Source organism: Pedobacter sp. 22226 (genome assembly GCF_052045455.1).
GTDB classification, from domain to species: domain Bacteria; phylum Bacteroidota; class Bacteroidia; order Sphingobacteriales; family Sphingobacteriaceae; genus Pedobacter; species Pedobacter jeongneungensis.
The window spans coordinates 224,144-237,944 of record NZ_JBQEPB010000012.1; the positions used below are offsets into that span (position 1 = coordinate 224,144).

The following is a 13,801-nucleotide window of genomic DNA, read 5'->3' on the forward strand; positions in this document are numbered from 1 at the left end:
AAAATGCATAACAGTAAAAACGATAACGTAAAATCCACTTCGGGGAATTTTGCGTCTACATATCATTATAATAAACAGTTTAAATTAGAAAGTGGAAAAAAAATTCGCAACCTGCAGATTGCCTATCAAACTTATGGTAAGTTAAATGCAAATAAGGATAACGTGATTTGGGTTTGCCATGCACTTACTGCTAACGCGGATGTTTTTGAATGGTGGGACGGATTATTCGGGCAAAATGCCTTGTTTAATCCTGAAGAGCATTATATTGTTTGCGCGAATGTTTTAGGATCACATTACGGAACTACAAGCCCGTTAAATACCAACCCGGTAAATGGTTTGCCTTATTACCTTTCCTTTCCGCAGTTTACCATCCGCGATATGGTTTCGGCACATCAGTTATTGGCTGCGCATTTGGGTGTCGGTTACATCAAACTGTTAATCGGTGGTTCTTTAGGCGGACAACAAGCTGTGGAATGGAGCATTTCGGAGCCGAATAAAATTGAAAACCTGATTTTAATTGCTACAAATGCCGCTCATTCTCCATGGGGAATTGCTTTTAACGAAAGTCAGCGTTTAGCCATTACAACCGACAGGACTTTCTATGCCAATCAACCAAATGGCGGTAGCAAAGGTTTAAAAACAGCCCGTAGTATTGCGCTTTTAAGTTACAGAACGTATAACGCCTATGGCAGTACCCAGGTGGAAAGTGTAAATGATAAAACGGACAATTTCAGGTCATCTTCTTATCAGAATTATCAGGGGGAAAAGCTGATCAACCGCTTTAACGCTTACAGCTACTATTATTTAACAAAAGCAATGGATAGCCATAATGTTGGGCGCAACCGCAAAAGCATTGCCGATGCCTTAAAACTGATCACCGCAAATACTCTGGTTATCGGTATAGAAAATGACGTGCTGTTCCCAATTTCTGAGCAAAAATATCTGGCTGATCATATTACCGGAGCAGCATTTACTGCATTACATTCTGACTATGGACATGATGGTTTCCTGATCGAAACAGATGCCCTGACCAACGTAATCGGAAATTTTATCAAGGAAAGTCGGGATAAAAAAATTATTAAGTTACAGCATACAGCTTAAGGTAAAAGGCGAAGTTTAAAAGACTAAAGAATTAATATAAAAAAAAACCATAGACGAGCATAACAGAATCTGTGGTACAAATAACAACAACAGCTAAAATCGGTGTAATCCAATTATCTGTATAATCACTTTATAACAATGAGTAAGAATTTAAAAATCGGTTTATTTGGTTTCGGGGTTGTGGGACAGGGCTTATTGGACATTATCCAAAGTCAGAACCTGAACCTCGAGATCATTAAAATTGCGATAAAAGATCCAAGGAAGAAGCGTACCTTAAATAAAGATCTGTTTACTACTGATCGTAACGAAATATTGAATAATACAGAGATCAATACTATTGTAGAATTGATCAATGATGCTAATGCGGCATACGAAATTGTAACTACTGCTTTAAAAAATGGTAAAAATGTGGTATCAGCAAATAAAAAGATGATCGCTACACATTTAAAAGAACTGGTAGATTTACAGCAGGAATATGGCACCTCCCTGTTATACGAAGGTGCGGTTTGTGGCAGTATTCCGATTATCCGTAACCTGGAGGAATATTACGACAATGAGTTATTCCATGCCTTGAGCGGTATTTTTAACGGATCATCTAATTATATTTTGTCGAAAATATTTAACGAAAACCAAAGTTACGATTCGGCATTAAAAGAGGCACAGGATTTAGGTTTTGCAGAAACCGACCCTATTTTGGACGTTGGAGGTTACGATCCGAAATATAAACTGGCCATTGCTACTGCACATGCTTACGGTTTGTTTGTAAATCCTGATGCGATATTAAATATCGGTATCCAGAACCTTTCTCAGCACGATATTAAATATGCCCGCGAGAAAAATTTCAAAATTAAGCTGGTTCCAACAGCACGCAAGGTAAATACTAAAGATATTGTGACTTATGTATTGCCAAAACTGGTAGCTAAAGATGATTTTCTTTATAATGTAGAAAACGAATACAATGCAGTTGCCGTACAGGCAGCTTTTGCAGATAAACAGTTTTTCTATGGAAAAGGTGCAGGTGGCCACCCTACTGGTGCAGCAGTATTATCTGATATTGCAGCACTACGTTACGATTATCGTTATGAGTATAAAAAATACCATTCAGAAAATGGGGTAAAACATACTGAAGAAATTCTTTTAGAAGTTTATCTGCGTTACGCAGATGAAGATCTGATTACGCTGTTGGAATTTGATAACATTAGCGAGCGTTATTCGGCCAGCAGCTATAAATATGTGGTTGGAACAGTTAAACTGGAAAGTTTGATAAAAAACCGCGATTTGCTTTTAGATCAATCTGTTTTTGTTGCTTATACCGGAAGACAGATTTATAAACAAGAGCAATTGAGTGAAAATGTTTTTGCCGCAGAGCTGGCAAGCCTATAATTTATTTTTAGGGTTAATTTTTTTATTTGTTTTGTTGTTAAGTATAAAGGTCGGAGCGATTCTGACCTTTTGCGTTTTATTTAAAATGGGCTAAAATTCTATCCCTATCTTCATTTGCCTTATCATTTTTATGATAAAGCTCAACAAATATGATTTTCTTTTCCTCAGCATAATAAGCATAGATCAATCTCAATCCTGAGTTTACTCCTTTTCCTTTCAATGATTTACAAGCCATCTTTTTGATTTTAATGACACAAGTTGTTATGCCTAAATTATCGATATTGAAACTGAAAGGTGGTTGTTCATTTGGTCGGGTATTTAAAATCCCCTTTACTATTTCAAGGTCGTCATTTAATGTCCTGTATTTTTTCAAGAGGAATTTTAAATCTCTGTTAAATTCCGTTAACGAATCATAATGCATAGGCTAATTATCATCTTCATCGTAAACTCTAACCGAATAAGGTACTTCTCTGTAAAATGCCAGTTCATAACTAATATCCTTACCAATTTCTGTTACTTCCCAAGGCAAATCTTTGTGTGAATAATCGCTTATGGCATTGGCCGACCAATCGCTCATCTGATCGATTACTTTATCTATCACATCCTTTTCGCTTGCTTTAAGTTTGGTTAAATCTGCTTTCTCTAGGGGTACAAAGCGTTTTTGAGGAAAGCCCCTGTAATCGGTTTTGATTATTTCGACCTGTTTCATATCAATCATCTGCTCAATGACAGCATCTAATTTTTGCGGAACAGGGCCGTATGGAAGCTTTTTATAATTGGCACCAGTTAAATGCTCCTCGTATAATTCGTAATAATTAAAATCAGAAAAGTATAATAATTTATTCAGCACTGTTTCGCCAACATTGGGTTTGCCAGAACAACGTTCCAAGATATAAAGCAGCACGTTTTTAAACTTATTTATATTTAAGGTAGGTACAGAAATACGTTCTTCAATTATAGCTTCTTCCGGTTGATTGGGTAATTTTAAATGTTGATTATGGTAAAAATTGGCGGATGCAAAATCATCGAGAGAAAAGCCTATAACCATCGATAGTTTATGCATTTCTATAAAACTTATACTTCTGTTACCTAACTCTATCTGGGTTAGTGATGGACGTGAAATGCCAATGCTTTTTGCAAGATCATCCTGAGAGAAGCCATTTTTTAAGCGTAGATTGGCAATACGCTCACCTATTTCCTTTTTAGATAATTCATTTCCCATAACACAAAAATAGGAAATGTTTTAAAAACAAACAACAATATGATTGATTTTAAAACAAAATATCTTAACTTCAGAACTTATAAAAGTTAAGGTTTTACCCTGATATATTTCTCTATAATTACGCGGTCCACCCCTGCTGCTTCAACCTTTTCAATTCCTTTTTGTATCAGGGTATCCTGATGGATGGCTAATTTAAAATTAAATGTTTTTCCCTCCCAGTTTTTGTTTTTATAATATTCCAGGTGCTCGGTGTAATCCTCTCCTTTTAAAATAAACGTTCCTCCACCTGCGTCAAAACTGGTGGTATCTTTGGGATCAAGGCTATGCTTCAGGAAAGCGAAATGGCTATCGTTAAACATCTTAATCATTTTTAGCTTTCCTGAATAGTCAGTGGTTTCACTTTTTCCTTTATCAATAGTGGTGGCCGAAATCAATTGCCAGGTACCCTGAATAGCCAGTCCCTTTTTATTCTCTTTTTTATTGGCACAAGACCATAACGAAAGCACAGCAAAAAGCATTAAAATTTTTAATCTCATAATTTATCATATTTGGTTAAATTTTTACCCTCTGCCAGCCATTTTAATCAGTTTGTGGGCCAGATCTTTGCCTAAATATCCGTCTATAATGGTATGTACTACATATAAAATCGGCGTCATTAAAATTGCTACTACAAACTTATAGGTATAGTTAACCAGACCAATAGCGGCAACCATTTTCCAGCTATAATGGTATTGAGGGTTTAAATAAAAGGCAATAAAAATTACCACGAAACTGTCAATCAGTTGAGAAACCAGTGTTGATCCGGTAGCACGCAACCATAAGGCGCGTTCGCCGGTGATTTTCTTAATCCGGTGAAAAATTAAAACGTCTGCCAGCTGACCGATGATGAAAGCGGTAATGGAACCTACTATAATCCACATCCCCTGACCGAAAATCCCTGCAAAAGCATTATTCATATTGAGGTCTTCGCCATTGATGTTTTGATGCACCCAAAAATCGGCCGCACTTAAATGCATCGATCCCCAAACCACCAAAAAGGCAAATGCAATTAAAATGGAAGTGAGAATAGATAAAAAACGAACCTGTTTTACACCGAAATATTCATTTATAATATCAGTCATGATGAAAATAATGGGCCAGGTTAATACGCCTGCTGACATTACAAATGACAGATTGGGAACGCCCAACAAGTTGATATCGAACTTTTTAATGCCCAGTGTTTCCTCTACACTAAATAATTTAACACCTATAAATTCGGATAGTATGGCATTTGCCACGAAAAAGCTACCCAGAATGAGTAGTAAACGGCTTTCTTTTGTCTTAAAAGTCATAGAGTATAAATCTATAAATAAATCACAGATTTTAGCGTGATGAGGCTTCTATTTTTAGCATTAATAACACAAAGATTACGCTTGTGCCCTACTGCGAAATTAGTTCAACATAAAATGATGATTTTTACAATCGTTCGACGCTAAAAATAGGTTAACAACTTAAATCTCCCAATCTTTGCGCCATCAAATTCTGGTAAACTTCATGGCTAAAAAACAACACTTTTTCCTGATCCTTATTTTGGGCTCGCTGGCTGCACTTGGCCCCTTTTCAATCGACATGTATCTACCTGGTTTTGTGGATATTGCAAAAGATTTAAAAAGCACCGAATCTACTGTAGCACTTTCTTTATCGAGCTTTTTTATCGGGATTTCTGCCGGCCAGTTATTGTATGGTCCTCTTTTGGATAAATTTGGCCGAAAAAAACCATTATACTTTGGCCTGGCTCTTTATATTTTCGCCTCATTTTTGTGTCTGGCTGTAACGGATGTAAATCAGTTAATCGTATTGCGTTTTGTACAGGCCATCGGGAGTTGTGCCACGGCCGTAGCATCTGTAGCGATGGTTAGGGATTTGTTCTCTGTTGAAGAAAGTCCGAAAGTATTTGCCTCTTTAATGCTGGTAATTGCCGTTTCACCAATGCTGGCCCCAACAGCTGGCGGATACTTAATTTCGGCATTAGGCTGGAAATATGTATTCGTATTTTTAGGTTTAATGGCTATTTTAATGTTATTGGCTTCTATATTCAAATTACCGGAAAGTTATAAACCCGATCCGAATTATTCTTTAAAGCCAAAGCCAATTTTAACCAATTTTTATACGGTTTTAAAAGAACCTCAGTTTTATACTTATGCGTTAATCAGCTCGGTTACTTTTTCTGGTTTATTTGCCTATGTATCTTCCTCTCCGCAGGTATTTATGAAGATTTACGAAGTGAGCAAAACAGGTTACGGATGGATCTTCGCCCTGTTATCGGTAGCTTTTATTGGTTCCAGTCAGGTAAATAGTCTCATTTTAAAATGGTTTACCAGCAAAAAAATCGTAACCTGGGCGTTAATTGCACAATGTGTTTTCAGTCTGATCTTTTTAATTTTCGCATTAAATAACTGGCTAAACTTATATTCCACCATTGGTTTTATCGCATTATTTCTGGCCTGCTTAGGATTAATTAATCCAAACGCTGCTGCTTTATCACTTGCGCCTTTCACCAAAAATGCAGGTAGCGCATCTGCATTAATGGGTGCCCTGCAAATGGGATTGGGTGCATTGGCCTCAGTAATGGTAAGTTTATTTAGTGAACATTCAGTGGTACCTATGCCTTTGGTTATGACAGCGGCCGCATTTATCGCTTTATTTTGTTTATTAATCGGCAGAAAGTTTATCACTACTGAAATCGAAGCTTCAGCTGATTCGGCTGTTGCAGCACATTAGTAATAAACGTCAGTTATTTTCTCAGGTGAACTTAGGTGATTTAGGTCGTTCAAAAACAGCCAAATAATTATAAGCCTATATTTTTCACTACCTAGTCACCTGAGAACATGTAAGGCAGGTGTATTATTTTTTATCCAAAAACACGAAATGTCTGACTTCCTGGTAAAAGCCTGTTTTCAACTCATCTCAAAGTTTTAACCTTTCGTCGCAGCATTTTTCGCATTGGTCTCAATTATTAAAATGAGCCCTTAACCGGATATATTTTTGTGTTCAATAGTTATATAGACACAAAATTTATTCGCCATGCGCAAATACATCAAATATATTGTCGTACTCATTTTGCTTGTAGCGCCCTATGCAATCAGCGCACAGGAGATTCCGCAAGTTTGGGATTTAAAAACGGCTATCGAGTATGCTAAAGAGAAAAACATCAGCATTAATACCTTAAAACTGAGTTCTCAAACGGCAGAACAGAATTTAATTGCTTCAAAAGCAGCTGTGCTTCCAAATCTGAGCGGAAATGTATCACAAGCCATCACCAATTATAAATCCGGTTTGCAAAATACCAGTGGTTTTGGCTTAAATTCGGATATGACGCTATACAATGGAAGTTATTTAAAAAACGACATCAAATCGAAAGAACTCAGCCTGCAAACCGCAAATCTATCGGTAGAAGCAGCTAAAAACGACATTACCATCTCCATCACACAGGCTTATCTGAATATTTTATTAGCCAGAGAAAATATAATTTATTTAAAAGATCTGTTGACTACCAGCGAAGCCCAGGTTAAACAATCAGAACAACAATTTAAATTTGGAACCATTGCAAAAAAAGATCTTTTGCAGTTGCAGGCTACTTATGCCAACGATAAATATACTCTGGTTACAGCACAAAATACTTTACAGCAAAATATTTTAACCTTAAAACAGCTGTTGCAAATTCCTACAACTACACCTTTCGAAGTAAGTACAACAGATACCGTTGCAGTAGCGCCGGCATTGGATAATTTAGCTTCGGCACAAGATCAGGCATTGCGCAACCGTCCGGAGATTAAAAGTGGAGAATTGAATATCCAGCTTCAAACCACCGAGCTGGCCAAAGCAAAATCAACCTTACGCCCTACACTGAGTTTAGGTGGATCGCTAAATACAGGCTATAACAATAATAATATTGGCGGTTATGGATACCAGTTAAATAATAGTTTTTATCAAAACTTAGGGTTGACACTTTCTATTCCAATTTTTGATAGAAAAGTGACCAAAACAAATGTGGCGAAAGCAAATATTGGCATTGAGCAGGCCCGTTTATCACTTTTAGACGCAAAAACAACGTTGACACAAAATGTAGAACGCGCTTACATTAACGTACAAAATGCTAACAGCCAATATGCAGCTGCACAAGAGCAGTTTAACTACACCGGTGAGGCTTTACGTATTTCGAACGCGGCTTTAAAAGAAGGCACCAACAATATTGTAGAAAATCTTCAACAGAAAAACCTATATGTGCAGGCTTTACAGGCATTTGTTCAGGCTAAATATACAGCGAGCCTTTATACCAAAATCTATAATTTTTACACCGGAGTTCCCATTAGCAATTAAAATACATGATGATGGCTACCGCCTAGTCTATTTAATATTTGAATCATGAAAAAGAAAACAATATTTATTATCATCGGTATCGCAGTTGCATTATTTGCGGTTTGGTACTTCGCACTACGCAAAAAAGAACAGGTGGTTGTTCTCGAAACCGAAAAGCCAAAAATAGGTTATATTTCTGAAAATGTTACAGCCACAGGTAAAGTACAACCGGTAGATACCGTTGCTGTGGGTACACAGGTTTCGGGAACCATTAAAACGCTTTATGCTGATTTTAACTCAAAGGTTAAAAAAGGACAACTGCTGGCCGAACTGGATAAAACCTTGTTTGAAGCCACAGTAAACCAATATCAGGCCAATTTAGTGAGTGCACAAAGTGCATTGGTTTATCAGCAGGGTAATTTTAGCCGCCAGAGCAATTTGTATAAAGTTGGTGCGGTTAGCAAAGCCGATTATGATAACGCACTGTACACTTATAATGCTTCAAAAGCTTCGGTAAACAGCATCAAAGCACAATTGGCCTCGGCACAAAAGAACCTGTCGCTGGCCAGTATTTATTCTCCGATTGATGGAACGGTGCTTTCGAGAAGTGTGAGTGAAGGAACAACCGTTGCAGCGAGCTTTAGTACACCAACTATTTTCAGTATTGCAAAAGATTTAACCAAGATGCAGGTAGAAGCCTCTGTAGATGAGGCCGATGTAGGCGATATCTCAAAAGGTGAAAGGGCAACATTCACCGTTGATGCCTTTTTAAACGATACTTTTAAAGGAACCATCCAGGAAATCAGGTTAAGTCCATCCATTTCATCGAATGTAGTTACCTATAAAACCATTATCAATACCTCAAATGATGCAAATAAGCTAAAACCGGGCATGACGGCGAACATCACCATATTTACCAAAGAGGTGAACAATGCTTTGCTCATCCCAACCAAGGCCATAAAATTTGCACCTGACTCAACTTTGGCGGGCAAATACAAAATGACCTGGGTTAATCCCGATAGAAAGCCAGCCGGAGCCGACGAAGCGTATGTTTGGGTACAAAAAAGCCCGAAAGAACTGGTACAGAAAAAAATCAAAACGGGTATAAATGACAATACCCATGTAGAAGTTTTATCAGGATTAGCAGTGGCAGATGTCGTAATTACAGGTTCACAAAGCATGGGCAAAAGTGCAGCGGCAAATCAGGGGCAATCAAGTCCTTTTATGCCAAAACGTCCAAATAGAAGCGGGAGGAAATAATGGAACAGAAAATATTGGACATCCACGACCTCAAACGTGAGTTCGTAATGGGCGATCAAACCGTTAGGGCCTTGAAAGGGATTACTTTTGACATCAAAGCCGGTGAGTTTGTAACCATTATGGGCAGCAGCGGCTCGGGTAAAACCACGCTTTTAAACATATTGGGTTGCTTAGATAAACCCACAGAGGGCAGTTATCTTCTTGATGGTGTTGATGTTAAAAGTTTAAACCGTGATGAATTAGCGGGTTTGCGGAACACCAAGATTGGTTTTGTTTTTCAGGCTTATAACCTGTTGCCAAGAACATCGGCCCTGGAAAACGTAGAGCTACCTTTATTCTATAACAAAACCATCACTGCTGAAGAACGTAAAGAAAGGGCTATTAAATCGCTTGAATCTGTTAAACTGGCCGAGCGTTTCGATCATACCCCGAGCCAGCTTTCAGGCGGTCAGCAGCAGCGTGTAGCCATTGCACGGGCATTGGTTAATCACCCGGTAATGATTTTGGCAGATGAGGCAACGGGAAATTTAGACACCCGTACCTCTTATGAGATTATGGCATTAATGCAGGAACTGAACGCAGAAGGAAAAACCATAGTTTTTGTAACGCATGAACCGGATATCGCCGCTTTTAGCACCAGAACCATCATGCTCCGCGACGGAAAAATCCAAAAGGACAGCATTAACCAAAATCAACGTTCGGCCAAAGAGGCACTTGCAAGTTTGCCAGAATCTGATGATTACTAATTTAAAAAGATCATGAGCATTATAAATTTATTAAAAATTGCCTTTAGGGCATTAAAAAGGAATAAGCTACGTGCTTTTTTAACCATGCTGGGTATCATTATCGGTGTGGCCGCAGTAATTGCCATGATGGCCATCGGCGAAGGCTCCAAACAAAGCATCAGGTCGTCATTATCAGGTATGGGTTCGAACATGATTACCATTATGCCTCAAAGTAATGAGCCCGGGGGGGTGCGTTTGCAGGGAAGCAGTATCCAAACATTGAAACTGGAAGACATTACAGCGATTAAAAAGCTGCAATCCAAAAATATCAATGGTTTATCGCCAGTGGTTTCCACCAGCGGACAGGCCATTAAAGGAGGTTATAACTGGCCAACCACCATTACCGGGGTTAGTCCGGATTATTTAAACATCCGCCAGTTAAAACTTCAGGATGGCATTCTGTTTTCCGAAAATGATGTAAAAAGTTTTGCCAAGGTTTGCCTTTTGGGTAAAACCGTAATCGATAACCTATTTCCAGACGGAAGCAATCCGATTGGTCAAATTATCAGGTTTAAAAACATTCCTTTCCAGGTCATTGGTGTTTTAGAACCTAAAGGACAAAGTAATTTTGGTCAGGATCAGGATGATATTATCCTCGCGCCTTTCACCACTGTACAAAAAAGGATTACCGCAACCAATTACCTGCAAAGTATTTATGCTTCTGCCACTACTGAAGCTTCGAGTGCAGCTGCCACAACTGAAATTTCGGATGCCATAAGGGAAAGCCACAGGTTAACTGCCGCCGAAACCGACGATTTCCAGGTGCGTACACAAGCCGAGTTAATCAGTACCATTAGTTCTACCAGTAGTATGCTTACTGTTCTTTTAACCGCTATTGCAGGCATTTCGCTGTTTATTGGTGGCATTGGTATTATGAATATTATGTATGTATCAGTTACTGAACGTACCCGCGAAATCGGTCTGCGCATGTCAATCGGTGCCCGCGGACAAGATGTTTTAATGCAATTTTTAATAGAAGCCATTTTAATCAGCATTACCGGTGGAATTATAGGGGTTATTTTAGGTGTAAGTTCTGCTTACCTTATCTCCTACTTCTTAAACTGGCCTATTTTGATAGCCGAATCATCAATCATTATTTCCTTTGTTGTATGTGCCATAACAGGTGTTTTCTTTGGCTATTACCCGGCAAAAAAAGCATCTAACCTTGATCCGATTGATGCATTAAGGTACGAGTAACAATAGCGCCCCATCCCAGCCTGCCGTCATCCCGGCGCAGGCCGGGATCTTCAGGCAATTAATACATGTCTTTGATAAATTCAGAGTGATGAAAACACCTTAAAAAATAATAACTTAGCGATGCAAAGCGCGACACAAAAAATAATGACAATTAATTTCTCCAAAAAATGGATAAAAATTACCCTGCACATCCTCGTATGGGTAGTTTTGATCACTTTGCCCTATATTATTAATGCCAACAGGAGCCGTCCGCCACACCACCTCAGTAATTACGAAGAAAATCAGTTCCTCAGGTTAAATTTTATCAGTTATTTTTATTGGATTGCCATATTTTACCTCAATAACAAAGTTTTAATTCCATCCTTTTTCTATCAGAAAAAATATCCAGGATATGGATTATCACTTTTAGGTTGCTTGCTTCTGGCCATTTCGATTCATTCTACCCTATTTAAAATCCTATTACCGGATTTCGATTTCAATCTTGGACGGACACTTTGGTTTAATACCCCCACCTTTTTATTAACGATTGCTGCGAGTACTGCCTTTACGATGATCTCCGACAGGATCAGGGAAGAAAAAAGATCTTTAGAGCGCGAACAGGAAAACATGAAAACCGAACTTTCATTTTTACGTTCGCAAATTAGTCCGCATTTTATTTTCAATGTGTTGAACAACATTGTGGCTCTGGTGAGGCTAAAAAGTAATGAACTGGAACCTACAGTAATGAAATTATCTGGTTTGATGCAATATATGCTGTACGAAACCGACGAGGAAAAAGTGTCCATCAAAACTGAAACCGAATACCTGCAGGCCTACATCGATTTGCAAAAACAACGTTTCGGAAAAAAAGTAACAATAGAAACAAACATTAATATTGAAAGTGAGTTTGACGAAATAGAACCGATGTTATTGATCCCTTTTATTGAAAATGCCTTTAAACATGGTGTCGGGATGATCGAAAACCCACAGATATTTATTGATCTAAAAACAGAAAATGAATTTTTAACCTTTACTGTTCGAAATAAGTTTAACGAAGATGAGAATGAAATAAAAGATGCAGCATCGGGTATTGGTCTTGCAAATGTAAGCAGACGATTAAATTTGCTGTATGGTAAAGAACATCAATTGGAAATTGGGAAAATAGACGGTTGGTTTAATGTTAACCTCACTTTAAAATTAACGGTATGATAAAATGTTTAGCCATTGACGACGAGCCTTTAGCCCTGCAATTACTGGCTGATAACATTAGCCGCATTCCATTTTTAGAGTTAGTGGCCAGTTGTGATGATGCCTTTGCAGCCAATAAAATGATACAGGAACAATCGATAGACCTTATTTTTATTGATATCCAGATGCCTGGCATTACCGGATTGCAATTTATACAGAGTTTGGTTAAAAAACCAATGGTGATTATTGTAACCGCCTATAAACAATATGCTTTAGATGGTTTTGCACTTGATGTGGTGGATTATTTAATGAAACCGGTATCGCTCGATCGTTTTATGAAAGCCTGCAATAAGGCTAAAGATCTTTACGAACTTAAACAATCGGCAGAACACACTAACCTGCCCAAACAGGATTATATGTTTGTAAATGTAGGCTACAGCTTGATGAAAATTAATTTTAGTGAAATTACTTATGTTGAAGGACTTAAGGACTATATCCAGATCCATATCTCATCCAGCCCGAAAGCTGCCGTAGTGCGCATGAGCATGAAAAATGTGGAAGATCAGTTGCCCATATATTTTGAACGGATCCACAAATCCTTTATCGTAAATATCAATAAAGTAACTGCTATCCGGAAAAATGCATTATTTATAGCAGATAAGGAATTGCCGGTAAGCGACAGCTATAAACAGGTAATTGAAAAGTTGATTAAATAATTTCGTATTTTTGATTATACAACAATTGCTATGACTATAATCGCACATCCTAAAAATAAAAAGCAAGAAGCTGCAATAGAAGCGGTCTTAAAAGCTTTAGATATTTCTTTTCAAAAAGAAGAAGAAAGTCCTTACAATCCTGAGTTTGTGGCAAAAATAAAAAAGAGCCTGTCTGATGTTAAGAAAGGGAATTATATCACTTTAGATCCTAATAAATCAATATGGGAAAATTTAAAGTAGTTGTTTCAGAGAAAGCTCAAAAGAATTTACTTGCCATTAAGAAATCAGGAGATAAAGGTTCTATCAAAAAGGTCAATCAAATTATTGAAGAGCTTTATGAACATCCTGAAACAGGAATAGGAAATCCAGAAAAACTCAAATATGATTTATCCGGATTTTGGTCCAGGCAGATTAACAGAAAAGATAGGCTTATTTATCTAATTGAAGACGAAATCGTCACCGTTACCATAATTTCTGCTCTTGGACATTACGGTGATAAATAATCTAAAAAAAAACGTCATCTCCTTTGGTTTATCAAACTGATTTTTTTGTTGCAAATCTTATTACAAGAAGAAAGCTTAGTAAGCGTTTAAATAAAAGGCAGGGTGAATTTTCGTCATCTCTAGTTTTAA

General features: G+C 37.7%; 15 protein-coding genes. 11 read left to right on the forward strand and 4 right to left on the reverse strand.

Annotated features, from left to right (window positions below):
• Window positions 1–3 precede the first annotated feature (3 nt).
• Window positions 4–1,101, forward strand: a complete 1,098-nt coding sequence (locus tag ACTJKC_RS23965; RefSeq protein ID WP_440796006.1) for a homoserine O-acetyltransferase family protein — start codon at window positions 4–6, stop codon at window positions 1,099–1,101.
• A gap of 138 nt (window positions 1,102–1,239) precedes the next feature.
• On the forward strand, window positions 1,240–2,484 hold the full coding sequence (locus tag ACTJKC_RS23970; protein ID WP_440796008.1) for a homoserine dehydrogenase: 1,245 nt from the start codon (window positions 1,240–1,242) through the stop codon (window positions 2,482–2,484).
• A 76-nt stretch (window positions 2,485–2,560) separates the two neighbouring features.
• Here the strand turns inward: ACTJKC_RS23970 and ACTJKC_RS23975 are convergent, their stop codons facing one another.
• The 4 genes from ACTJKC_RS23975 to ACTJKC_RS23990 form a co-directional block, all read right to left on the reverse strand.
• Complete coding sequence (locus tag ACTJKC_RS23975; RefSeq protein WP_440796010.1) at window positions 2,561–2,857, reverse strand: hypothetical protein; 297 nt, start codon at window positions 2,855–2,857, stop codon at window positions 2,561–2,563.
• Between the two features lie 51 nt (window positions 2,858–2,908).
• Window positions 2,909–3,706: a type II toxin-antitoxin system antitoxin SocA domain-containing protein gene (locus tag ACTJKC_RS23980; RefSeq protein WP_344851905.1), complete on the reverse strand. Its 798-nt coding sequence runs from the start codon at window positions 3,704–3,706 to the stop codon at window positions 2,909–2,911.
• A gap of 86 nt (window positions 3,707–3,792) precedes the next feature.
• Window positions 3,793–4,242: a hypothetical protein gene (locus ACTJKC_RS23985; protein WP_440796012.1), complete on the reverse strand. Its 450-nt coding sequence runs from the start codon at window positions 4,240–4,242 to the stop codon at window positions 3,793–3,795.
• A 24-nt stretch (window positions 4,243–4,266) separates the two neighbouring features.
• Window positions 4,267–5,037 (reverse strand): queuosine precursor transporter, encoded by a 771-nt coding sequence (locus ACTJKC_RS23990; protein ID WP_344851903.1) that lies wholly within the window; start codon window positions 5,035–5,037, stop codon window positions 4,267–4,269.
• A 202-nt stretch (window positions 5,038–5,239) separates the two neighbouring features.
• Between ACTJKC_RS23990 and ACTJKC_RS23995 the strand changes: the two genes are divergently transcribed.
• The 9 genes from ACTJKC_RS23995 to ACTJKC_RS24035 all read left to right on the forward strand — a co-directional run bounded on the left by ACTJKC_RS23995 (window position 5,240) and on the right by ACTJKC_RS24035 (window position 13,672).
• A complete protein-coding gene (locus ACTJKC_RS23995) occupies window positions 5,240–6,466 on the forward strand; it encodes a multidrug effflux MFS transporter (RefSeq protein WP_440796014.1) in 1,227 nt (408 codons plus the stop codon).
• A gap of 303 nt (window positions 6,467–6,769) precedes the next feature.
• On the forward strand, window positions 6,770–8,065 hold the full coding sequence (locus ACTJKC_RS24000; protein WP_440796016.1) for a TolC family protein: 1,296 nt from the start codon (window positions 6,770–6,772) through the stop codon (window positions 8,063–8,065).
• A gap of 45 nt (window positions 8,066–8,110) precedes the next feature.
• Window positions 8,111–9,304, forward strand: coding sequence for an efflux RND transporter periplasmic adaptor subunit (locus ACTJKC_RS24005; RefSeq protein ID WP_440796018.1), 1,194 nt, complete (start codon window positions 8,111–8,113; stop codon window positions 9,302–9,304).
• Entirely contained in the window at window positions 9,304–10,050 is a 747-nt protein-coding gene (locus tag ACTJKC_RS24010) for an ABC transporter ATP-binding protein (protein WP_440796020.1), read from the forward strand. The genes ACTJKC_RS24005 and ACTJKC_RS24010 overlap by 1 nt, the downstream gene beginning before the upstream one ends.
• Window positions 10,051–10,062: 12 nt before the next feature.
• Complete coding sequence (locus tag ACTJKC_RS24015; RefSeq protein WP_440796022.1) at window positions 10,063–11,286, forward strand: ABC transporter permease; 1,224 nt, start codon at window positions 10,063–10,065, stop codon at window positions 11,284–11,286.
• Between the two features lie 144 nt (window positions 11,287–11,430).
• A complete protein-coding gene (locus ACTJKC_RS24020; RefSeq protein ID WP_440796024.1) occupies window positions 11,431–12,474 on the forward strand; it encodes a sensor histidine kinase in 1,044 nt (347 codons plus the stop codon).
• A complete protein-coding gene (locus ACTJKC_RS24025) occupies window positions 12,471–13,169 on the forward strand; it encodes a LytR/AlgR family response regulator transcription factor (protein WP_440796026.1) in 699 nt (232 codons plus the stop codon). The genes ACTJKC_RS24020 and ACTJKC_RS24025 overlap by 4 nt, the downstream gene beginning before the upstream one ends.
• Before the next feature lie 30 nt (window positions 13,170–13,199).
• Window positions 13,200–13,409: a DUF2683 family protein gene (locus ACTJKC_RS24030; RefSeq protein WP_344851895.1), complete on the forward strand. Its 210-nt coding sequence runs from the start codon at window positions 13,200–13,202 to the stop codon at window positions 13,407–13,409.
• On the forward strand, window positions 13,391–13,672 hold the full coding sequence (locus ACTJKC_RS24035) for a Txe/YoeB family addiction module toxin (protein WP_344851894.1): 282 nt from the start codon (window positions 13,391–13,393) through the stop codon (window positions 13,670–13,672). The genes ACTJKC_RS24030 and ACTJKC_RS24035 overlap by 19 nt, the downstream gene beginning before the upstream one ends.
• The last annotated feature ends 129 nt before the right edge of the window (window positions 13,673–13,801 follow it).